This window comes from Rickettsia endosymbiont of Cantharis rufa (genome assembly GCF_964026445.1).
Lineage (GTDB): Bacteria > Pseudomonadota > Alphaproteobacteria > Rickettsiales > Rickettsiaceae > Rickettsia.
Genome location: NZ_OZ032150.1, coordinates 1,134,606 through 1,156,865, shown reverse-complemented (window position 1 = coordinate 1,156,865; position 22,260 = coordinate 1,134,606). Strand labels below are relative to the sequence as shown.

Genomic DNA, 22,260 nt, shown 5'->3' with positions numbered 1-22,260 from the left:
ATGTATCTATAAATTCTAAGTACAATAATCTTTCAATAATTAATAAAGGTGAAAATTATGCTGGAAAGTGCTGCAAGAGGTATAGTTAAATTTAACTAGGAAGACAGTATGTCGGCAGGTTCTACATTCAATAATGCAAGTACAGTAGTAGGAGATACACTTACATTTAGAAGTTCTTTCGACATAAATTCTAATAATTTAGGTGGAGCACCTGTTATTATATAATGCCTGGATTACTTCTTATACTAATAGGACTCCTGTTTCTTTTTCAAATGATGAGACAATAGCTCCCCTTGGTGCAGAGGTGGGGCCGGAAGGCAATTGACATTTTTAAAAAATTGAGTAAAATCTCTTGCAGGAATAGCGTTAGCATTATTCCGGGGTTTCAAAGCCTCTATCCTAAGCGGTATTATCAGTCGTATAAATGGTATAATCCTCGATTTCATGGTCGGGAAGATAGTGGCTATGTACAGAGTTTAAAGTGTGAACTTTAAACCTAAAAGCTATTATAACTGTCTTAGGCGGTTCTTTGAACTCCTCGGCCACCAAAGTTAAAATCTTCGGTGGTTAAAACTTGAGCAATTTGAGTTTAATTAATCGGGAGTAATTACATGTTCAACAAAAATAATAAATTATTATCTAAAATATTACCGATTTCTAAGAAAAACAAAGATTTAGAAAAATTGAGATCTAAATTTTAAACAAACGTTAGAAGAGCGGGTAACAGTAGATCAGCTAAAAAGAATAGAGCAGCATTCATTATATTTAGAAAGTATAAAATAATTATTTTGCAACATCTCGATTATAAATACAAGCAATCCTTGAAAGCAATTCATAATGTCTCTATAATTAAATATAATTACATTGAATTTAAGGCTAAGTAATCGTGACTGATAAATATTCTCCTAATTTAGTACCGGTAAATATCGAAGATGAGATGAAAGTATCTTATCTTGATTATGCTATGAGCGTTATAGTAAGTAGAGCTATACCGGATGTTCGAGACGGCTTAAAGCCGGTACATCGCCGAATTATCTATTCCATGCATGAAGCCGGTAATCATGCTAACAAACCTTATAGAAAATCCGCTAGAATAGTCGGTGACGTGATGGGTAAATACCATCCGCACGGGGATAGTGCTATTTACGACTCGTTAGTACGTATGGCCCAAGATTTTTCCTTGCGTTTGCCACTGGTAGACGGGCAGGGTAATTTCGGTTCGATGGATGGTGACGCGGCGGCAGCAATGAGATATACCGAATCTCGGATGTCTAAAGTTTCGCATAAGCTTATAGAGGATATTGATAAAGAGACAGTCAGCTTTAATCCAAATTACGACGGTTCAGAGGAAGAGCCGACGGTACTTCCTGCGATGTTCCCAAATTTATTAGTTAACGGTAGTGGTGGTATTGCTGTTGGTATGGCAACTAATATCCCCCCTCATAATCTTGGAGAAGTTATCGATGCTTGTTGTTTATATGTAGATAATAATGATATAGAAATATTAGACCTGCTTGAAGTTTTTAAAGGGCCTGATTTTCCTACAAGTGGAATGATTTTAGGTACTAACGGTATTAAATCGGCATATCTCACCGGTAGAGGTAGTATCATTATGCGAGGTCGGGTTGAGATCGAAACTATCGGTAGCGGGCGTCAGGCAATTATTATTACCGAAATACCGTATATGGTAAATAAAGCAAGGCTCGTTGAGAAAATCGCTGAAATGGTTAAGGAAAAACGTGTAGAAGGTATAAGTGATTTACGTGACGAATCAAATAAAAAGGGCGTAAGGATTTTTATTGAGTTAAAGAAAGATGTTGTCGCTGAAGTAGTATTAAACCAAATATATGCCTGTACGCAACTACAAACTAGCTTCGGTGTTATTATGCTTGCTCTTAAAGACGGGCTACCGAAAGTTATGAATTTGAAAGAAGTAATTGCTGCTTTCGTTAGTTTTAGGGAAGTAGTAATTACTAACCGTACTATATATTTGCTAAATAAAGCAAGAGATAGAGCTCATATTTTACTAGGACTAACTATTGCCGTTAGTAATATCGATGAAATAATCCGTATTATAAAAGCCTCGACTGATCCTAATGCCGCTAAACAAGAATTAATGACACGTAGCTGGGATGCGTTAAATATTTTGCCTCTTGTAAAGCTGGTTGATGATAAAGCAATGTTAAATGAGCATGGCAAATGTAGCTTTACCGAAGTGCAAGCTAAGGCCATCTTAGAGATGAGACTGCAACGTCTAACCGCTATGGAAAAAAACAAGCTTGAAGATGATTTAAAGAATCTTGCTACGGAAATTGCCGAATATCTTAATATACTCGGTTCACGCGAACGTTTACTTGAGATTTTAAAAGAAGAGCTAATTAAAGTTAAAGAAGAATTTGCCACGGATCGCCTTACTTCAATTGAATTTGGCGAATTTGATCAAGATATAGAGGATCTAATTCAGCGTGAAGAAATGGTAGTAACCGTAACGCTTGGTGGGTATATAAAACGAGTACCTCTAAGTAGCTATCGTGCACAAAGACGCGGCGGTAAAGGTAGATCAGGACTTTCAATGCGTGATGAGGATATTACCACGCAAGTTTTTGTCGGCAGCACTCATACCCCAATGTTGTTCTTCTCAAATATCGGTCAGGTTTATAGTTTAAAACTGTATAAATTACCTTTAAGCAATCCACAAGGTAAGGGTAGACCGATGGTTAATATATTGCCGCTGAAAGAAAATGAACATATTACAAATATCATGCCGTTACCTGAAAATCAGGATGAGTGGGATAATTTAAATATTATGTTTGCGACTGCTAAAGGTAATATTAGAAGAAGTGATTTATTAGACTTTAAAAAGGTTCAGTCAAACGGTAAAATCGCTATTAGGCTTGATGAGGACGATAAATTAATAGACGTAAAACCATGTAAGGAAGACGAGCATATTTTACTTGCCACTAAAGCCGGTAAAGCTTTAAGATTCCCTGTCGAGTCACTTCGTGTTATCAAAAGTCGTACTTCCGATGGTGTACGTGGTATGAGACTTGCCAAAAATGATTTCGTGATTTCTATGACTGTGCTTAAAGGTATCAAGAGTACAAAAGAAGATAGAGGCGCTTATTTGTCAGTTCCATGGGAGCAGAGGCTTGAGATTGCTAAAGGTGAGACGTTTAATCCTGAAGAGTTAGGCGTAAATCTGACTGCAGATTCTATTTTAGAAATGGCAAATTCCGAAGAATTTATCCTAACAGTTACAGAGAATGGTTTTGGTAAAAGAAGCTCGGCATATGGTTATAGAATTACCGATAGAGGCGGTAGCGGTGTAATTAATATGGATATTAACGATAAAACCGGTTTAGTCGTCGGTGTGATGCCGGTTAAAATGGATAATGAGTTAATGCTGATCACCAATAGCGGTAAGTTAATTCGCTGTAAACTTGAGACCGTGCGTATTACGGGACGTAACACTAGCGGTGTAATCCTGTTTAAACTAGATGACGGTGAAAAAGTCGTATCTGTCTCTCTCATTGCTGAAAGTGCTGAGGGCGAAGAGGATAGTGAGTCATGGGAAGAGAATTTAGATCAGCCTGAAGAGGTGTAGTAGTAGTTAGATGGATACCCAAGTCGTCATTGCGAGGAAAAATTGAAAATTTTGACGAAGCAATCTCGTGCCAAAATCCTGAGATTGCCGCGTCGCCTACAGCTTCTCGCAATGACGATTTAGTATTCACGCCGACAAGGTCACAATCTTTGTGCAGGAAATTAATATATTTAAGTATAATTATGATATGGTTATTAATTGCGATTGGTTTAACTGTTGCGGTTCTTGTTATAGGGGTAATGTCGATGGCTATCGGGGGAAAGTTTGATAAGAAATTTAGTTCAAAGCTAATGACTTTGAGAGTTTTTTTTCAGGCAGTTGCTATATTATTGTTATCTATAATATATTTTTATAAAGTTAATTTATATAGTAAAAGAAGTTGAATTATGTATTATCTATAGGGAAGATTTTATTTTTTTAAAGGCATAGCGAATGTCGGCGAATAGCTAACCTATTTACGATATGAGGTATGTTTTTAAAAAATTAAAAGATAATGTATAAATTGTATATAATTCAGCCTCTCTTACTATCAATGCCTGAAAATAACTGCTTAATCAATTTCTCTCATTTCTTCGTGTATCTCTTCCCATTTATCTAGAATTTCTTCTAACGTAACTTCCCCGACTTTTTTATCTTCATCCTCAAAGTCTTTTAAATCCCTAACTAGTTTTTCTAATTTTGATAATGAAATTTTTTTTTCGTTATACTGATCGCTACAATGCTCTTCGAGTTGTGCGGCAATTTCTTCAATATCACCCCAATGCATTATTATTCCTCCTTAATTTTTATGCAAGCCTTATTTATTAACATGTTATCTGATATTTACCATTATTTTTTACTAAATATCATTAACCCAATAAATTATTATTATTAGGTGAGTTTATTATGCAACTACTGTGTTTTTTAATTCAAAGTTTCTTTCTTTACATTCAGGCGTTTTTATAATATATTAAAATGAAACATTAAGATTTAATTATGTCAATATTACCGATAGTAACGGCACCGGATGAAAGGTTAAAACAGAAATCCCAGTGGCTTTTAGAAGTTACTGACCAAACACGGAAATTTATGGATGATATGGTTAAAACTATGTACCATGAGGATGGTGGAGGTCTTGCAGCGGTACAAGTAGGGGTGTTAAAACGTATTTTAATAGTCGATATAAAGGATCATGATAAGGTAGAAAGACCAAAAGATTTCTACCCTCTATTTATAGTAAATCCTGAAATAATAGAAAAATCAGATGAGCTAGTTATAGCTAATGAAGGCTGTATTTCATTACCAGAGCAACGTGTTGATGTAGCAAGACCGGAATCTATAAAGATTAGGTATTTAGACTATCATGGTAAATCGCAAGAGCTTGAGGCAAATGATTGGCTTGCAAGAGTTATCCAGCATGAGTATGATCATTTAGAAGGTAAGCTCATGATTGATTATTTAAGTAGCCTGAAACGAGATGTAGCACTTCGTAAGCTCAAGAAACATAAAAATAATATAGTGTGAAAGTAATCTTTATGGGAACGCCTGAATTTGCAGTTCCCGCTCTTAAAAAACTTGTAGCTCATCACGAAGTTATGGCTGTTTTTACACAGCGACCTAAAGCTAAGGGCAGAGGACTCAACTTAGCTAAATCCCCTATACATCAATTAGCCTTTGAGCATCAAATTCCTGTTTATACTCCTTCTACTCTTCGTAATGATGAAACAATAAATCTAATTAATAAAGTTAATGCTGATATTATAGTTGTTATTGCATATGGTTTTATTGTACCAAAAGCTATATTGGAGGCTAAAAAATACGGTTGCCTTAATGTCCATCCGTCCGATTTGCCCCGTCATAGAGGAGCGGCTCCTCTGCAGCGTACTATTATTGAGGGTGATTTAAAAAGTAGTGTATGTATTATGCGTATGGATGCAGGGCTTGATACAGGTGATATATTGATGAAAGAAGATTTTGATTTAGAGGAAAGAACAACATTGGAAGAATTACACAATAAATGCGCAAATCTCGGAGCGGAGCTATTAATTAAAACACTTGCAAATATCGATAATATAGTACCGATGAAGCAGTCAAGTGAGGGTGTTACGTATGCTCATAAGCTAACTAAAGAAGAAGGGAGAATTAATTGGCAGGATTCAGCTTATTCTATTGATTGTAAAATAAAGGGAATGAATCCTTGGCCGGGAGTGTATTTTAGTTATAACGATAAAATAATTAAAATTATTGAAGCAGAATATGTTAATAAATCTCATGACTTTACTCCAGGTATCGTTATTAGTGATAAGTTAGAAATAGCTTGCGGAAATGGTATATTACGAGTTAAAGTTTTGCAGCAAGAAGGAAAACGAGCTTTACTTATTTCCGAGTTCTTGCGCGGTACAAATATTTTAATGGGGGTAATATTAAAATAATAGATAGATGGTATAAAATTAGAGACTGCAAACCTTAATAAAAAGCCGGCAAAGCCTACTCTAAAAAGAGGTTAAAATAACTTTAGAACCCTTCATAAAAAATAAAATTAAAATTATTTGAAATTAGTGTTTGACAAGCTTTAAAAATATAGATATAAAATCATCACACAAAGTTTGAAACGTAAAACTTTGTAGCTGTTTAAAAAGTTGATAAAGCTAAAAACTAAATACACCGCGATAATAAAAATTTATATCGTGAGTAGATACTGAAAATAATTGTGAAATTAATTCTGTATGCATCGTGTAATCTCAAGTTAAAAGCGTAAGTAAACATAATAAGAGCATTTGGTGAATGCCTTGGCACTAGAAGGCGATGAAGGACGTAATACGCTGCGATAAGCTTCGGGGAGTTGCGAATGGACTTTGATCCGAAGATTTCCGAATGGGGCAACCCACCTAATTTATTAGGTATTGTATAGTGAATACATAGCTATATGAGGCAAACCCAGCGAACTGAAATATCTAAGTAGCTGGAGGAAAGGACATCAACCGAGACTCCGTTAGTAGTGACGAGCGAACGCGGACCAGGCCAGTGACTTCAAAAAAATAACTAAAACAACATGGAAAGGTTGACCATAGAGGGTGATAGTCCCGTATAGGTAAAAAGTTTGAAGTCCTTGAGTAAGGCGGGACACGTGAAATCCTGTTTGAACATAGGGGGACCACCCTCTAAGCCTAAGTACTCTCTAGTGACCGATAGTGAACAAGTACCGTGAGGGAAAGGTGAAAAGTACCCCGACAAGGGGAGTGAAATAGTATCTGAAACCAAATGCTTACAAGCAGTCGGAGCAAGAGTATTTATATGTCTTGTGACGGCGTACCTTTTGTATAATGGGTCAGCGACTTAGTTTATCTAGCAAGCTTAAGCCGTTAGGTGTAGGCGTAGCGAAAGCGAGTCTGAATAGGGCGTTTTAGTTAGATGAATTAGACCCGAAACCGGGTGATCTAGCCATGGCCAGGTTGAAAGCGGAGTAAAATCCGCTGAAGGACCGAACCCACTACTGTTGAAAAAGTAGGGGATGAGCTGTGGTTAGGGGTGAAAGGCCAATCAAACTCGGATATAGCTGGTTCTCCGCGAAATCTATTTAGGTAGAGCGTTATAGCGATTACCGTCGAAGGTAGAGCACTGAATGAGCTAGGGGGTCCCACAGACTTACCAAACTCAATCAAACTCCGAATGTCGACGAGTACAGCATAGCAGACAGACTATGGGTGCTAAGGTCCATAGTCGAGAGGGAAAAAGCCCAGACCGCCATCTAAGGTCCCTAAATCATGCCTAAGTGTTAAAGGATGTGAGAAGACCAAAACAACTAGGATGTTGGCTTAGAAGCAGCCATCATTTAAAGAAAGCGTAATAGCTCACTAGTCTAAATAAGTTTTCTTGCGCCAACAATGTAACGGGGCTCAAGTCATGTACCGAAGATGCGGATTCACGCCAAGCGTGAGTGGTAGCGGAGCGTTCCGTAAGCCTGTGAAGGTGAACCGCAAGGTTTGCTGGAGGTATCGGAAGTGAGAATGCTGACATAAGTAGCGATAAAGAATGTGAGAAACATTCTCGCCGAAAGTCCAAGGGTTCTTGCGTAAAGTTAATCTGCGCAAGGTTAGTCGGCCCCTAAGGTGAGGCTGAAAGGCGTAATCGATGGGAATCAGGTTAATATTCCTGAACCTGAAGGATGTGACGAAAGTAGTAAGTTGTACAATCTTATTGGATTGATTGTGCAGTGAATATTTTCCAGGAAATAACACCTTCATTATAGACCGTACCCGAAACCGACACAGGTGGACAGGTAGAGTATACCAAGGCGCTTGAGAGAACGATGCTGAAGGAACTAGGCAAATTGCATCTGTAACTTCGGAAGAAAGATGACCTGTATATGGGCAACCATTTGCAGGTGGCACAAGCTAGGGGGTAGCGACTGTTTATTAAAAACACAGGGCTCTGCAAAGTCAATAGACGACGTATAGGGTCTGACGCCTGCCCAGTGCTGGAAGATTAAAAGGAGGAGTGCAAGCTCTGAATTGAAGTCCCAGTGAACGGCGGCCGTAACTATGACGGTCCTAAGGTAGCGAAATTCCTTGTCGGGTAAGTTCCGACCCGCACGAATGGCGTAACGATTTCCCCGCTGTCTCCAGTATCGACTCAGCGAAATTGAATTCTCCGTGAAGATGCGGAGTTCCCGCGGTCAGACGGAAAGACCCCGTGAACCTTTACTATAGCTTTGCACTGGTGTTAGGAATCAGATGTGCAGAATAGGTGGGAGACTATGAAGCGAAGGCGTCAGCCTTTGCGGAGTCACCTTTGAGATACCACCCTTTTGATTCTTGACATCTAACCGAGATCCTTGAATCAGGATCCGAGACAATGCATGGTGGGTAGTTTGACTGGGGCGGTCGCCTCCCAAAGAGTAACGGAGGCGCGCGATGGTTAGCTCAGGTTGGTCGGAAATCAACTTTTAGAGTGCAATGGCATAAGCTAGCCTGACTGCGAGTCTGACAAGACGAGCAGAGACGAAAGTCGGTCATAGTGATCCGGTGGTTCCGAGTGGAAGGGCCATCGCTCAACGAATAAAAGGTACTCCGGGGATAACAGGCTGATGATTTCCAAGCGTCCATAGCGACGAAATCGTTTGGCACCTCGATGTCGGCTCATCACATCCTGGGGCTGGAGAAGGTCCCAAGGGTTCGGCTGTTCGCCGATTAAAGTGGTACGTGAGCTGGGTTTAGAACGTCGTGAGACAGTTCGGTCCCTATCTGCCGTGGGTGTAGGAAGTTTGAGAGGATCTGCCTTTAGTACGAGAGGACCGAGGTGGACGTACCCCTGGTGGACCAGTTGTCATGCCAATGGCACAGCTGGGTAGCTAAGTACGGAAGGGATAACCGCTGAATGCATCTAAGCAGGAAACCCACCTCAAAACTAGACTTCCCCATTAGAGCCGTGGAAGACCACCACGTTGATAGGTCGGGTGTGGAAGCGCAGTAATGCGTGTAGCTAACCGATACTAATAGCTCGATTGATTTACTTTGCTGTGAGATTACACATGCATATAGTGTTAATTTTATAAATATGTAAGTATCAACTCACAAAGTTATTAGGTTAAATTAGCTTTATCAACCAATAAAGATGTTGTTACATGTCTCTTTCTATGTTATTTTTGTGAAAGTAGAAATCTGGAAAGGTCATGCAACAATGTTAACAGCGGACTAATACAAATCTATCTTTTTAAAAGTTTGTATTGCTAGCTTGGTGGTTATAGCATGAGTGAAACACACGATCCCATCCCGAACTCGAACGTGAAACCTTATAGCGCTAATGGTACTATGTCATAAGACATGGGAGAGTAAGTCGCTGCCAAGCTTGCAATACAAATTTTTAATCGTCTTTCTTTCTCTTTATGAAATACCCTATATCCATAATTTTCACTTTTTTATTTTAGTAATACTTACGCATTAAAGAATAAACATCAATTTATTTCCACAGAATCATTAAAATCTAACGTAGAAATTAAAAAGCTGTTTAAAAAAATACTGATCAATTTATTTTGGTGTTACCAAATGGAACAGCAATTAATGAAGGTGGAATTTTAACTCAAGAAGGTTATATTTTACAAGACACTCAAACGAGCTTAGGTGATCGACATCGTTTATTAAATAAAAACGAGATATTAATACAGAAAGTCCTTTATATTCTAATTGAAAATTAGCAGTAATTTCATCTCCAGGTTCTGAAAATTGGTATCATTGGCTGTTACAAATTTTGCCTAGATTAATTATATTAAAAGAATCAAATTTTGAATATGATCGTATCTACATTAATAATTTAAAATATCCATGGCAAATTAAGTCATTAAAATAGTATTAAATTATTTAAATATACCGGAAGATAAGCTTTTTGTGGCAAATAGCGATTGTATAATTCAAACTACTAGACTAATTGTTCCATCTGTACCGTTCATTCCGGTAAAAGGTACATCTCTACCTTTATGGTTAAAAAAAGATTTAAGAAATATTTTTATTAAAGGCAATAGTAAAGCATACGATAAAATATATATTTCTCGTAAATACGCTTCTACACGAAAAATAGTTAATGAAGAAGAATTAATAGAAAAAATTGAAAAAATCGGTTTTATGGTAATATACCTAGAGTTATCCTCTCCGTATGAACAGATCCAGCTTTTTAATAAAGCAAAAATAATAGTTAGGCCGCACGGATCAGGGTTTGCTAACCTTATTTTTTCAACTCCGAAATGTAAAGTAATAGAGATTGATCACGGCGCAACTCCCCCTAGAAGTTTTTATAAAAGAATGGCAAATTATATGTCATGCGATTATTATCCTTTTTATTGTTAGCAACGGAAGTAAAATGATACAGCACAATGGATAAAAATTGATACAGTATTAAAGTAATATCTTCTGGGTAAGGAGGTAAAAAATAATGATAATACTGGAGCAAATAATGGAAATAAAAATATTAAATAAACAAGACACAAGCCTAAGAAGTATATCAAGAGAAGTAAGTGTTTCAGTAAATACAGTACGTAAATATTTAAAATATGATGGTAGCCCTAAATATAAGGATGGGAGGAAGTTGATAACAAAGCTAGCCCCGTATAAGGAGTACTTGAGCGAAAGAATAAAATCAGCCTATCCTATATCGCTACCCGGCACTGTATTGTTTCAAGAGATAAAGGAGATGGGTTACACGGGCAAGATGACCCAACTCAGAGATTATTTAAAAAGCATAAAGCCAGCAGCTAAGCAGGAGGATATGGTAAGATTCGAGACTGCATCCGGTAAACAGATGCAAGTTGATTGGATTGAATTTCGTAAAGGCAAGAACACTTTATCAGCTTTTGTAGCTACATTAGGATATAGTCGAGCAAGTTATGTGGAATTTGTTACTAATGAGAAGCTTGTAACGTTAATAGAATGCCATAAGCGTGCATTTGAATATTTTGGCGGAGTACCAAAAGAAGTGCTTTATGACAATATGAAAACAGTAATACTGGGTAGAGATACGTATGGTCTTGACATACATCTTTTTAATAAAGGAATGCTAGATTTTGCAAAACATTATGGTTTCCGCTTAAGAGTGTGTAGACCTTATCAAGCAAAAACCAAGAGCAAGGTTGAGCGATTTAATAGATATCTCAGAGAAAGCTTTTATAACCCATTAGTGACAAAATTAAAAACAGCAGAGCTAGTGTTGGATGTGGATACTGCAAATTCAGAGGTGCTAAAATGGCTGCGAGATATAGCGAATATGCGTGTGCATGGCACCACAGGTGAAATACCTGTAAAAAGATTAAAGTCTGAGAGGAGTACTCCTCAACCACTACCATTGGATTATAGCGGTAGTCATCCTGCGGTATTAGAGATTATGGAAGGTAAAGAAGAACGATTTTCTACAGTTTCTTTGCAGCATTCCCTATGCGTATACTAGATATATTGGAGGCATTATGAACCTGCAGCACCAACGTATAGCAGAGATGTGCCACTCATTAAATCTTGTTCAGGTAGCTGAAAATTATTTTGATATCGCACAGTCCTTCTAGTAAAGAAGACTCAAGTTATACGGATTTCCTTGAGTCAATATTAAAAACAGAGTTGTTGGCGCGACAAAATAGGAGTAAATCAATACTCACAAGAATGGCAGACTTTCCTGCTATAAAAACGCTGGATGATTTTGACTATGATTTTGCTACAGGAGTCAAACGCAAGGTTCTGGAAAATCTAAGTTCCCTATCTTTTGTAGAAAGACAAGAAAACATTATTTTGCTTGATCCTTCTGGAGTAGGAAAAACACATATAGCTATTGCCCTTGGTTATGCAGCTACGCAATGTGGAATCAAGACTAAATTTATAACAGCTGCGGATTTAATGCTCGTACTTAATGCAGGACTAAATCAGGGAAATCTAGGCGCTATACTTAAAAAAGTGGCCGCGCCCCCGTATTGCAGCTTAGCATGAATAGTCTATAATCCTCAAACAGTAATAAGAGAGAATTATAGTTAAGGAGTTATGACAAGAATATATGTTAAGTGTAGATCAAGAATAGATGTTAAGTGTAGATATTATAACGACACAGAAAAAGTAGTAAAGGCGGGATATTCAATTTCAAAACAACAGAGATATCAATGCAAGCAGTGTAATCGATATTTTCAACTGTAATATATTAATAATGCCTCTAAGCCTGGAGTCAAGGCTCAGATAGTAGATATGTCAATCAATGGCTCTGGAGTTAGGGATACAGTAAGAGTATTAAAAGTGGGTATCAATACGGTTATCCGTGTTTTAAAAAAATCTAGCGTTAAAAAAGATAAATCATTCTATCAATACGATAGAAGTAATTATTGCTCCTGAAATAGATGAACAATGGCCTTATGTACAGAATAAATCCAAACAAAGATGGCTTTGGTATTCTTTGGATAAGATTTTGTTAAAAGTAGTTGCTTATACTTTTGGTACGAGATGTGATAGCACATCAGAATCATTACTGAAAAAAACCGGAGGATTTTAAGGTTACTTTTTACTTTACAGATGGATGGGGAAGTTATGCTAGGTTATTAGATCCCAAAAAACACATTGTTAGTAAAAAATATACTCAACGGATAGAACGGGGTAACTTAAATCTTAGAACAAGATGCAAAAGACTGACACGTAAAACAATTTGTTTTTCCAAGTCATTGGATATTCATGATAAAGTCATCGGAACTCTTATTGAACGTATAGCCTTTTAATATCCACATCTGTAAAATGGAGGTGCGACCCATTTTTCGACCGCTGTTGACATTATGTAGATAAGACAACAGAAGAACATTTAGAAGACGATATAAAGATCAATACTGATGAATTTATTAAATTTCTTAGAGGTTATAAATAAATTTTAATTAGTAATTAAAGAGCTTTTTTAGCGAAAATTGATAAGATTTTTGAAGGAATAGTTATCCATATTTCAAAAAATCTTATAATTGCTAACCGAAAAAAATTAAATTATCGGTTAAAGTTTATTTACAGATAGCCTCCCAAGGAAACTAATTCCTAAAATCATTATTTAATAAATATGATTCACTATTCATTTCATTTAGTCTTGATATTGTACGCTTGAATTCTTCGCTCCGATTAGAACCTTGATATATTTTAGTAGGTTTATCTTGAAGAGTCATAAATAATAGGATTTTGTAGAAATAGGCATTATCGATAAAATTAATGAATCTTACGGCCGTGTTCGTATCATTAGCCTCAATAATTTGAACATTCCTCGTTATAATAACGTTAAAATTTTGGCAAATATTAACGTAATCAATATAACTAAGGTCGCGTGTAAATAATTCATTATAATCTGTTACTAATATTTTTTTATGAACTTTTTGAAATGATATTTCTCTACCTAGAACCTCAATATTTTGAGAAACAAGGTTATTATCGCTAATATCCGTGATAATTTTTTTAAGTTTGTTTTGGTTTTCTAAAGTTAAGGGATAAATGATTCTATCCCCTTTAACTCCTAAAGCCTTATCAAATCGATAATCGTGGTGATTATCAAGACACTTAACATAAAATCTGTTATTAATGATCTCTATAAAAGGCAAGAAAGATTCTCGTTGTAGTCCATCTTTGTAAAGATTATTAGGTATTGTATTAGAGGTGATAAAAATAAAAATATTTTGCTTTATTAATTCACTAAATAATCTGCCGATTATCATTGCATCGGTTATGTCTTTAATTTCAAATTCATCTATACAAAGAATTCTGACTTTTTTAGCACAATCTTTAGCAATTTTTGGAATAATATCCTTTTGATTTTCTGTTTGTAATTTATGCATTATTTTATGAATTTCCTGCATAAAGTTCTGGTAATGTATTATTATTTTAGGCGTGGTTAATTCTTCAAAAAAAGAATTCATCAGCATAGTCTTACCACTACCCACCGGACCGTATAAATAAATACCGCTTTTTAAATTGTTTTGATTAAAGAATTTAAATAAACTTCTAGGCTTATTAAGTTCTGCTGCTAGTTGTTTTAATTCCTTTAATAAAGCGATCTGTTTTTCATCCAGTATTAATGAAGTAGAGGATTTAATCATCCAAAATATTTTTTCTCTAGTTTGTTATAGGTTTTTTTAAAATCGGTAGGTATAACTTTATATTCCCAAAAACTCGTTTTGCATCTTCATATTTATAAGCATGTGAAGTAATATTACGATCATCAAGCATTTCGAGCCACATTTTTTCATCATCGATCATGCTAAATTGAAAAGCTTTACTTAAGACATCTTTCAGAGTAGTACTATCAATTTTTTCATAAGCTAGTATTTTCTTTAATACTTTCCAAAATAGTTCTATTACGAATTCAAATCGTTGAATAGCAGCATCTAAAAAAATAGGATCTTTATCTAGTTTAGTTCTCTCTATAACCTCATGTAAGCGTTGTATAACTTGCCCTAGTGTTTTAAATTAATCTTGCCAAAATATTTTTCCCATTAGAACTTCTCCTTCTTTATAAAGAATTTTTTTAAAATTAATGATATTTTGTTTAAATTTATCATCATCATTTAATGTATCAAATCGTACACAATCTATTTTTAAAAGTGTATCTGCATCATATATTTTTTCTAAAACTTGTTGCCAGTCATCTTTACTTGCATTAGGACAGAGGATGGCAATATCAATATCAGAACGTTCACGATTATCACCTCGCACGCGTGAACCAAAAAGCCAAATTTCTTCTATAAAGGGTAATTTGGCTAGATTTACAAAAAAGAATACCCTTTAATACTATTCATATTTTTCTATATAAAAGTGTTGCATCGCCGTAGCTAAAAAAACACATTTTTTCTTTTATAGCATATTTATATAATTCATGCATCTCTTTAAATCCGGCAAAAGCACATATGAGCATAAATAAAGTAGATTTCGGAAAATGGAAATTAGTAAGTAGCATGTCTGCCGTTTGAAATTTAAAACCCGGGGTTATGAAGATATCGGTTTCAAAATCACCTGCTTTTACGATGCCGTTACTGCAAGAACTCTCAAGTGTTCTAAGTGTCGTAGTGCCGACTGCAATAATGCGCCCCCCCCTTTGTTTTACTTTATTGATGATTTTGGCAGTTTCAGGAGTAATGGAGCAATACTCGGTATGCATTTTATGCTCGTGAATATTTTCGGTTTTTACAGGTAAAAAAGTTCCCGCTCCCACATGTAATGTTAAAAATGCAGTCTGTATGCCTTTTGCTTCAAGCTTATCAAGTATACCCTTAGTAAAATGCAACCCTGCTGTCGGGGCTGCAACTGAGCCTTCTATTTGACTATAGACAGTTTGATAGCGTTCGTTGTCTAGTCTATCGTCATTGCGAGGCATCCTTTGGGATGCCGTGGCAATCTTAGGATTTTGTAATGAGATTGCCGCGTCAGGACTGCGCCCTTCCTCACAATGACGTTTAGAGCGTCTAATATAAACCGGCAAAGGCATCTCACCATATTTATCCAAAAATTCAAATACCGAAATATCATCAAGTACAAATTTTACTTTAATCTCACCCATCGCAAGCTTTTCAGTAATTATTACCTTGTGATTATCAAAATAAAATTCATCATCCACATGCAACTTTCTAGCAGGCTTCGCAAAAGCCGTCCAACAATCATAGTCAATTGATTTGGACTCGCCTACTGCGTTACTCGTCGTCTCACCTATTATAGGATTTGCTCCTCGCTCCTTGTATCCGAATCCAACTGAATTTACTATATCTGATAATTTTTGATTCAAATTTATTGTAATATTTTCTCCCAAATATAACTTTGCTTTTATCACTTTACTATTATTAAAAACTAATAAATCCCCTTCATTTAAGTAATCAATTATATTATAAAATTTAGTTTTAATAGGTGTTGTAGCAGCAATTAATAAATCTGAGTGGTCACGTTTATCAGATGGGTGTTGTGCAATAAGCTCGCTTGGTAAATCAAAGTCAAAATCAGATAGTTTCATAAAACTCACACTATCAATCCTTTAACTTGAGAGTTCCATAATTTTTGATATAGCTTACTATTTTTTAGTAATTCGGTGTGGCTACCGTCATCGACTATGCTACCTTTTTCAAAAACTAAAATTCTATCCATGTTTAGTAAAGTAGATAATCTGTGAGCAATAACTATCACGGTTTTATTTTGCATTAAATATCCCATGGATTCTTGAATTAGGCTTTCCGTTTCGCTATCTAAACCACTTGTTGCTTCATCGAGAATTAAAATAGGAGCATTTTTTAAGATAGCTCTTGCTATAATAATTCTTTGGCGCTGACCGCCTGATAAGTTATTCCCCCGCTCACCGCACATAGTATCGTAACCGTCAGGTAAATTATCGATAACCTCATGGATATGTGCAGATTTTGCCGCCTCTATAACTTCCTCAAGAGTAGCATCTTTTTTCCCATATCTGATATTTTCCAAAATAGTACGATGAAAAAGTACCGGTTCTTGCGGTATAAGGCTAATAGCTTTTCTTAGAGAGTCTTGAGTTACATGTTTGATATTTTGATTATCTATTAAAATCATCCCTTCTTCTATATCGTGCAACCTAGTAAGTAAACTAATAAAAGTGGTTTTCCCTGAACCGGAAAATCCGACTAGCCCTACTTTTTGTTTACTTGGTATTAATACCGACTTATTATAAAATAGATTATTGTTGCGATGATAATTAAATGTAACGTTTCTAAATTCAATAACTCCTTCTTTTATATCTAGAGGAGTAGCATTCTCAATATCCGTTATAATATGTGGTGCCATTAGGGATAGGCCTTGATTAAATGCACCGACCTGCTCGAACATATCGCCGATTTCTTGCGTTAAATCCCAAATATCGTCTGCTACATTTATACATAATGTTAGTACTAATACGCAATCACCTATTGTTATAGATAGTTCGCTACGAAGTTTAGATAAGTAATAGATCATTATAAAGATCATTATTGAGCAAGAAGTTCCAAGAGCATAGCGTAATTTGAACATGAAAAATTGCATAGTTTGCTCATCGGCTACGGCATTTTCTACTCTTGTTTCTAAATGCTGACGTTCAAATTTATGGGCTGTAAACATTCTAACCGCATTAATGTTACTAATTGCATCTACAACACTACCGGCAACAAAAGATTGGCTTCTAGCATAATTTAATGAGTATTTATTGATTTTATTCGAGAAAAGAACACTAAGTCCTAAAAAGACCGTAATCCATAAGATAAATATTGTAGCAAAAACGTAATGTACCGAATATAAAGCAACTAATGCAAATACAATAATAGCGAGTTTACGAAGAATTTTTTCACCGAATATCGAAATGATCATCTCGAACGATCTTGCGGTTTCGGTAATACGATTGCTAATATGCCCCGCTAGATTATCCTGAAAGAATTTATGACTATGATACTGTGTATAATTATAAAGTTCATTTAATATCTTCCCTTTTATTACAGGCATAGTCTTTAGATATAAATAATCATATGAACGATATGCTATATTAATACTCTCCCACCAAAGAGCATAAAATACTGCCCAGTAAATCATCGAAGATAAAAGGTTATCTGCATTCTCATCACTGAAAGATTCAATTAAATCAATAATTTTCTGAAGTAATATACTATCAATTGCTGGAATCATGCCGAGTAAAATACAGATCACGGTCAATAAAGTAATTTTAACTTTATCGAATTTTAAAAAATAAATACCTAAGCTAAATGTTGATTTGGATAAAGTAGGGTATTTTATCACGATAATGGACCTCAATATATTTTTTACTATTATTTTAGAGCATATATTCAATTTAATTATTTTGCAAAAATATACCTAAAAATATTAAATGTATGGAAAAATAATAAACAAACCTTGCTTCTTACTTTAAATAATGCTACAAAATTCAGGAAATAACTTCAAAATCAATAGAAATGCAAGAAAAAGAATTATCTAATAATTTTTTAGAAGAACAAGAAAAGTCTAAGGAGGACGATTCCCCGTTCTTTGATGTAAAATATATTTGTCAAGCAAGTTTATTAATTACGGACTCTATCCGAAAAGGGTATGATGTAACGCAATTGCCCAATGGTGATATTAATGTCACAGAAGTAAGAATAGTAAATGTTCATTATAATTGGAGTTTCGAAAAAGGAAAATTTGCTAAAACTAACCAGATAGAATTTAATAATAGCAAAGGCGGCTAATTAAATCAATATTGTATTGATTATTGTACACCTCAGTTTTTTCGTCATTAGCTAAGCGACTACAGGTGTTGTTGTACAGCTCGTTTTATGTCATTCCTGCGAAAGCAGGAATCCAAAAAAAAGTGTAAATACAGCAAACTTTTGAAATTAAAAGCTCGATTTATCTCGCTTTACGCTGGATTCCTGCTTTCACAGGAATGACATCGAACATTTTTCTTGAGTCATGCAATAAGGTTGCGACTGCAAGGAGCGTGGCAATCCAGAAAATAATAAAAAATTACTATAAATCGGAATTTTTAACTAGATTGCTTCGTCAAAATTTTCAATTTTTCCTCGCAATGACGTTGAATCTTAAAGCAGCAGCTTAAACATGGAATTTGATCAAGTATTATTATCAAGGATTCTATTTGCTTTTACTATAAGCTTTCATATAATATTCCCTGCTTTTACTATAGGGCTTGCAAGCTTTTTAGCGGTAATTGAAGGGTTATGGTTAAAAACAAATCGTCAAGTTTATCAAGAAATATACAAATTTTGGGTGAAGATTTTTGCCATTACTTTCGGTATGGGGGTAGTTTCAGGCGTTGTAATGTCTTATCAATTCGGTACTAATTGGTCAAATTTTTCAGATAAGGTTGGAAATGTCCTCGGTCCGCTTTTCGGTTTTGAAGTATTTACTGCTTTTTTTTTCGAATCCTCTTTTTTAGGTATAATGTTATTTGGCTTTAATAAAGTCAGTAAAAAAGTGCATTTTATTTCTACGTTAATAGTTGCTATCGGTACTGTAATCTCAGCTTTTTGGATACTTGCAGCTAGTAGCTGGATGCATACGCCTGCGGGTTTTGAATTGCGAGGCGAAGGGTTCTTTTATCCTTTAAATTGGCTGGAAATTATTTTTAATCCATCTTTTCCTTATCGCTTTTTCCATATGATTACAGCGGCTTATTTAACTACTTCTTTTGTTATCGGTGGCGTCGGTAGTTTTTATTTACTAAATTATCGTTATAAAGAACATGCTAAAATTATGCTTTTTATGGCGGTATTAATGGCATTAATCGTTGCGCCTATTCAAATATTTATCGGTGATCTACATGGTTTAAATACCCTTAAATATCAACCGGTCAAGGTCTCAGCTATGGAAGGTATTTGGAACACGGAAAAAGGAGCGGCTTTTAATCTTATTGGCTTTCCTGACGGGGAAGAAGAAAAAACAAAATATGCTATAGAAATACCTTATGTCAGTAGTTTAATCTTAACGCATAGCTTAGAAGGTGAAGTGAAAGGATTAAAAGAATGGACAAAAGAAGAGCGTCCGCCGGTTGCAGTAGTATTTTTTAGCTTCCGTATTATGATAGGCATCGGTTTCTTAATGATATTTACAGGTGTAGCGGGCTTATATCTTTATTTGAAAAAAAGATTATATACTACGCATTGGTTTCAATATTGGTATATGCTAATGTCACCTTCGGGTTTTATTGCAGTACTTGCCGGTTGGTTCGTAACCGAGGTAGGTAGACAACCTTACATAGTATATAATATTTTAAAAACGGCTGATATGGTATCGCCGGTACTTGGCAAGTATGTATTTATTTCTCTAATTGCCTTTGTAGTGGTGTATGTGATAATTTTCGGAGCAGGTATATATTATATAATGCATTTGATAAAGAAAGGTATAGAGGTGATAGATAATAAATAAATGTACGGAGAGCATGGGTTTAAGTAATCGGTTGTAATTTATATCATACCGCGACTTGATCGCGGTATCTTTTGAATTAAATTTTTGGTGGATATCGCGATCAAGTCGCGGTATGACAATGTAGGTAATTTATGTTAAATTTTGCACCTTATATAGATTTACCGCTTGTTTGGGGTGGACTTATAGCTACCGCTATTTGTTTATATGTTTTATTAGACGGTTTTGATTTAGGAGTAGGGATATTATTTCCGTTTGCACCTACCGATGATTGTCGTCATAGAATGATCAATTCTATTGCTCCTTTTTGGGATGGTAACGAAACTTGGTTAGTACTTGGCGGCAGTGGTTTATTTGCAGCTTTCCCGCTTGCGTATTCGCTTTTAATGCCAGCTTCATATATCCCTATTACATTAATGTTACTTGGCTTAATATTTCGTGGTGTAGCTTTTGAATTTCGTTTTAAAGCTCATATAGGTCATCGTTATATTTGGGACTATGCTTTTCATTCCGGCTCTATGCTTGCTGTTTTTTGTCAAGGTTTAACGCTTGGTAATTTTGTCCAAGGAATAGAAGTGCAAGGACGAGAATTTGCAGGTGGAAGCTTTGATTTTCTTACTCCTTTTTCTGTGATGACCGGGATAGCGTTAATATTCGGTTATGCTCTTTTAGGAGCTACTTGGCTTATTATGAAAACAGAAAAAGAAACACAAGAATGGGCTTATAAATCCGCTTTGTATATTTTATTTTATGTCGCCCTGTTTATGGGGCTTGTAAGCTTATGGGTGCCTTTTTTAAATAACCACATAAATCATCGTTGGTTTAGTATACCGAATATTTACTATTTATCGATTGTACCTATTATAACTGCCTTAATACTTATCAAATTAATTAAAGCTATTAAGCAAAAAAAAGAAGTAAAACCTTTTATTTATACGATTTCATTATTTTTATTAGGATATTTAGGGCTAGCTATAAGTATATGGCCATATATCGTTCCTTATAAAGTTACGCTTGAAACAGCAGCAGCAGCACCGGAGTCGCAGTCTTTACTGCTGATAGGAGCAGTGATATTCCTACCTGTCATACTTGGCTATACTTTTTATTGTTATTATATATTCCGTGGCAAATCATCTCATCATCCGTTATATTAAAAAAATAACTTCTTGTCTAAAAGGGTGGCAATGGTTTATTATTCTATGGCTTAGTGGATTATTATCTACGCTACTTTTAACTTATGTAATTAAGCTGGTGTTTAGGATGATAGAGTAAAATTGTCATCGTCATTGCGAGCGACTGAAAGGAGCGTGGCAATCTCAAGATTTTGGCCCAAGATTGTTTCGTCAAAATTTTCAATTTTTCCTCGCAATGACCTATTATAAAATATATGAAAAAAATCTCAGCATTTATTATTACTAAAAACGAAGCTGCAAGGATAGCACGAGCTGTAAATAGTGTAAAAAATATTGTTGATGAAGTGATAGTAGTAGATAGTGAAAGTACTGATGATACAGTAGCAATAGCCGAAAAATTAGGAGCTAAGGTAATAGCAAAACCATGGCTTGGTTATGTAGGGCAGAAATCTTTTGCCGAAAGCCTTTGCACTAATGATTGGGTTCTTAATATTGATGCTGATGAGGAGCTATCTAAAGAGTTACAAGACGAAATAGAGTATATTTTTGCTTCTCATAATCAAGATCGTTATGTAGCTTATCAAATAAAGCTTTTAATAATACATCGTAATGACCGAAAGCCACGGATGTTTGCACCATTTAATAAATGTACTCGGTTGTATAATAAAAAGTTTGCAAGCTTTGCAAATACTGTAAATAGTACTACTCATGATTCGGTGGTATTTAACAAAAATGTTGATTTTGTAGGTAAAATTTATCTATTAAATGAAGCTGCTTATCATTATTCAGGTACTTCAATTGATCAGTTGGTAACCAAAGCAAATTTTTACTCTAGTGAGCAAGCAAAAGACTTAAAAGCGCAAGGTAAAAAGCTTTCAAATATCCGAATAGCTTTTGAAATGTTATGGTGGTTTTTCAAAGCATTTTTTATTAGAAGATATTTTGTATTCGGTTTTGACGGGTTTGTAGATTCAATGATATTTGCTTTCGCAAAGTTTTTACGTCTTGCAAAATTAAGAGAGTCGTTGCTTAAATCAAAAAACGTCATTGTGAGCGACTGTAGGAATTACTGCATGGATACCAAATCGTCATTGCGAGGAGCGAAGCGACGCGGGAATTCAGAAAAATAATTAAAAAAAATTCTGATTTACAG

General features: G+C 35.3%; 21 protein-coding genes, 2 rRNA genes and 1 pseudogene. 17 read left to right on the top strand and 7 right to left on the bottom strand.

The features are described from left to right. The first annotated feature begins 886 nt into the window (after positions 1 to 886). Together gyrA and AAGD46_RS06580 are read left to right on the top strand one after the other, a co-directional pair. Complete coding sequence (gene gyrA / locus AAGD46_RS06585; protein ID WP_341787017.1) at positions 887 to 3,604, top strand: DNA topoisomerase (ATP-hydrolyzing) subunit A; 2,718 nt, start codon at positions 887 to 889, stop codon at positions 3,602 to 3,604. Positions 3,605 to 3,786: 182 nt separating this feature from the next. Then, positions 3,787 to 3,987 carry a twin transmembrane helix small protein gene (locus AAGD46_RS06580; RefSeq protein WP_341787927.1) on the top strand — a complete coding sequence of 67 codons (201 nt, stop codon included), beginning with the start codon at positions 3,787 to 3,789 and terminating at the stop codon, positions 3,985 to 3,987. A 167-nt stretch (positions 3,988 to 4,154) separates the two neighbouring features. Here the strand turns inward: AAGD46_RS06580 and iscX are convergent, their stop codons facing one another. Beyond that, positions 4,155 to 4,370, bottom strand: coding sequence for a Fe-S cluster assembly protein IscX (gene iscX / locus AAGD46_RS06575; protein WP_341787016.1), 216 nt, complete (start codon positions 4,368 to 4,370; stop codon positions 4,155 to 4,157). Positions 4,371 to 4,579: 209 nt separating this feature from the next. Here iscX and def point away from each other — a divergent pair, with 209 nt between their 5' ends. The 11 genes and pseudogenes from def to AAGD46_RS09545 form a co-directional block, all read left to right on the top strand. After that, positions 4,580 to 5,107, top strand: a complete 528-nt coding sequence (def, locus tag AAGD46_RS06570; protein ID WP_341787015.1) for a peptide deformylase — start codon at positions 4,580 to 4,582, stop codon at positions 5,105 to 5,107. Next, positions 5,104 to 6,015 carry a methionyl-tRNA formyltransferase gene (fmt, locus tag AAGD46_RS06565; protein ID WP_341787014.1) on the top strand — a complete coding sequence of 304 codons (912 nt, stop codon included), beginning with the start codon at positions 5,104 to 5,106 and terminating at the stop codon, positions 6,013 to 6,015. The genes def and fmt overlap by 4 nt, the downstream gene beginning before the upstream one ends. Before the next feature lie 324 nt (positions 6,016 to 6,339). Beyond that, positions 6,340 to 9,099: ribosomal RNA gene (locus AAGD46_RS06560) — 23S ribosomal RNA — on the top strand. A 216-nt stretch (positions 9,100 to 9,315) separates the two neighbouring features. Beyond that, positions 9,316 to 9,430: ribosomal RNA gene (gene rrf, locus AAGD46_RS06555) — 5S ribosomal RNA — on the top strand. 184 nt (positions 9,431 to 9,614) lie between these two features. After that, positions 9,615 to 9,776, top strand: coding sequence for a hypothetical protein (locus tag AAGD46_RS06550; protein ID WP_341787013.1), 162 nt, complete (start codon positions 9,615 to 9,617; stop codon positions 9,774 to 9,776). 190 nt (positions 9,777 to 9,966) lie between these two features. Then, on the top strand, positions 9,967 to 10,422 hold the full coding sequence (locus AAGD46_RS06545) for a glycosyltransferase family 61 protein (protein ID WP_341787012.1): 456 nt from the start codon (positions 9,967 to 9,969) through the stop codon (positions 10,420 to 10,422). Positions 10,423 to 10,528: 106 nt separating this feature from the next. Further along, positions 10,529 to 11,515, top strand: coding sequence for an IS21 family transposase (gene istA / locus AAGD46_RS06540; RefSeq protein WP_341787866.1), 987 nt, complete (start codon positions 10,529 to 10,531; stop codon positions 11,513 to 11,515). An 89-nt stretch (positions 11,516 to 11,604) separates the two neighbouring features. Continuing rightward, the gene (locus AAGD46_RS06535; protein WP_341787011.1) at positions 11,605 to 12,042 is read left to right on the top strand and encodes an ATP-binding protein; all 438 of its coding nucleotides are present in this window, start codon (positions 11,605 to 11,607) and stop codon (positions 12,040 to 12,042) included. Positions 12,043 to 12,291: 249 nt separating this feature from the next. After that, positions 12,292 to 12,435 (top strand): IS1-like element transposase, encoded by a 144-nt coding sequence (locus AAGD46_RS09555; RefSeq protein ID WP_341786690.1) that lies wholly within the window; start codon positions 12,292 to 12,294, stop codon positions 12,433 to 12,435. Beyond that, a complete protein-coding gene (locus tag AAGD46_RS09550) occupies positions 12,392 to 12,592 on the top strand; it encodes an IS1 family transposase (protein WP_410525969.1) in 201 nt (66 codons plus the stop codon). Before AAGD46_RS09555 ends, AAGD46_RS09550 begins: the two co-directional genes overlap by 44 nt. A gap of 55 nt (positions 12,593 to 12,647) precedes the next feature. Continuing rightward, positions 12,648 to 12,812 (top strand): annotated as a pseudogene (locus AAGD46_RS09545) (IS1 family transposase); the annotation flags it as partial. Here the strand turns inward: AAGD46_RS09545 and AAGD46_RS06525 are convergent. From AAGD46_RS06525 to AAGD46_RS06500, 6 genes are all read right to left on the bottom strand, one after another. Further along, complete coding sequence (locus tag AAGD46_RS06525; RefSeq protein WP_341787010.1) at positions 12,756 to 12,881, bottom strand: hypothetical protein; 126 nt, start codon at positions 12,879 to 12,881, stop codon at positions 12,756 to 12,758. The pseudogene AAGD46_RS09545 and the gene AAGD46_RS06525 overlap by 57 nt on opposite strands. A 225-nt stretch (positions 12,882 to 13,106) precedes the next feature. Then, complete coding sequence (gene zapE / locus AAGD46_RS06520; protein WP_341787009.1) at positions 13,107 to 14,159, bottom strand: cell division protein ZapE; 1,053 nt, start codon at positions 14,157 to 14,159, stop codon at positions 13,107 to 13,109. A 16-nt stretch (positions 14,160 to 14,175) separates the two neighbouring features. Further along, entirely contained in the window at positions 14,176 to 14,487 is a 312-nt protein-coding gene (locus tag AAGD46_RS06515; RefSeq protein ID WP_341787926.1) for an HI0074 family nucleotidyltransferase substrate-binding subunit, read from the bottom strand. A 42-nt stretch (positions 14,488 to 14,529) separates the two neighbouring features. Next, complete coding sequence (locus AAGD46_RS06510) at positions 14,530 to 14,775, bottom strand: nucleotidyltransferase domain-containing protein (protein WP_341787008.1); 246 nt, start codon at positions 14,773 to 14,775, stop codon at positions 14,530 to 14,532. A gap of 79 nt (positions 14,776 to 14,854) precedes the next feature. Then, the gene (gene queA / locus AAGD46_RS06505) at positions 14,855 to 16,060 is read right to left on the bottom strand and encodes a tRNA preQ1(34) S-adenosylmethionine ribosyltransferase-isomerase QueA (protein ID WP_341787007.1); all 1,206 of its coding nucleotides are present in this window, start codon (positions 16,058 to 16,060) and stop codon (positions 14,855 to 14,857) included. A gap of 5 nt (positions 16,061 to 16,065) precedes the next feature. Further along, positions 16,066 to 17,835, bottom strand: a complete 1,770-nt coding sequence (locus AAGD46_RS06500; RefSeq protein WP_341787006.1) for an ABC transporter ATP-binding protein — start codon at positions 17,833 to 17,835, stop codon at positions 16,066 to 16,068. A gap of 173 nt (positions 17,836 to 18,008) precedes the next feature. Between AAGD46_RS06500 and AAGD46_RS06495 the strand changes: the two genes are divergently transcribed. The 4 genes from AAGD46_RS06495 to AAGD46_RS06480 all read left to right on the top strand — a co-directional run bounded on the left by AAGD46_RS06495 (position 18,009) and on the right by AAGD46_RS06480 (position 22,237). Continuing rightward, the gene (locus tag AAGD46_RS06495; RefSeq protein ID WP_341787005.1) at positions 18,009 to 18,281 is read left to right on the top strand and encodes a DUF2671 domain-containing protein; all 273 of its coding nucleotides are present in this window, start codon (positions 18,009 to 18,011) and stop codon (positions 18,279 to 18,281) included. A 370-nt stretch (positions 18,282 to 18,651) separates the two neighbouring features. Then, positions 18,652 to 19,977 carry a cytochrome ubiquinol oxidase subunit I gene (locus AAGD46_RS06490; protein ID WP_341787004.1) on the top strand — a complete coding sequence of 442 codons (1,326 nt, stop codon included), beginning with the start codon at positions 18,652 to 18,654 and terminating at the stop codon, positions 19,975 to 19,977. A 131-nt stretch (positions 19,978 to 20,108) separates the two neighbouring features. Then, positions 20,109 to 21,128, top strand: a complete 1,020-nt coding sequence (gene cydB / locus AAGD46_RS06485) for a cytochrome d ubiquinol oxidase subunit II (protein ID WP_341787003.1) — start codon at positions 20,109 to 20,111, stop codon at positions 21,126 to 21,128. 233 nt (positions 21,129 to 21,361) lie between these two features. Next, positions 21,362 to 22,237, top strand: coding sequence for a glycosyltransferase family 2 protein (locus tag AAGD46_RS06480; RefSeq protein WP_341787001.1), 876 nt, complete (start codon positions 21,362 to 21,364; stop codon positions 22,235 to 22,237). The last annotated feature ends 23 nt before the right edge of the window (positions 22,238 to 22,260 follow it).

Excerpts from the sequence above, each read along its gene's own strand:
- AAGD46_RS06580 (WP_341787927.1), top strand. The coding sequence starts at position 3,787 with ATGATATGGTTATTAATTGCGATTGGTTTAACTGTTGCGGTTCTTGTT.
- iscX (WP_341787016.1), bottom strand. The coding sequence starts at position 4,370 with ATGCATTGGGGTGATATTGAAGAAATTGCCGCACAACTCGAAGAGCAT.
- def (WP_341787015.1), top strand. The coding sequence starts at position 4,580 with ATGTCAATATTACCGATAGTAACGGCACCGGATGAAAGGTTAAAACAG.
- istA (WP_341787866.1), top strand. The coding sequence starts at position 10,529 with ATGGAAATAAAAATATTAAATAAACAAGACACAAGCCTAAGAAGTATA.
- AAGD46_RS09555 (WP_341786690.1), top strand. The coding sequence starts at position 12,292 with ATGTCAATCAATGGCTCTGGAGTTAGGGATACAGTAAGAGTATTAAAA.
- zapE (WP_341787009.1), bottom strand. The coding sequence starts at position 14,159 with ATGATTAAATCCTCTACTTCATTAATACTGGATGAAAAACAGATCGCT.
- queA (WP_341787007.1), bottom strand. The coding sequence starts at position 16,060 with ATGAAACTATCTGATTTTGACTTTGATTTACCAAGCGAGCTTATTGCA.
- AAGD46_RS06495 (WP_341787005.1), top strand. The coding sequence starts at position 18,009 with ATGCAAGAAAAAGAATTATCTAATAATTTTTTAGAAGAACAAGAAAAG.
- AAGD46_RS06490 (WP_341787004.1), top strand. The coding sequence starts at position 18,652 with ATGGAATTTGATCAAGTATTATTATCAAGGATTCTATTTGCTTTTACT.
- cydB (WP_341787003.1), top strand. The coding sequence starts at position 20,109 with ATGTTAAATTTTGCACCTTATATAGATTTACCGCTTGTTTGGGGTGGA.
- AAGD46_RS06480 (WP_341787001.1), top strand. The coding sequence starts at position 21,362 with ATGAAAAAAATCTCAGCATTTATTATTACTAAAAACGAAGCTGCAAGG.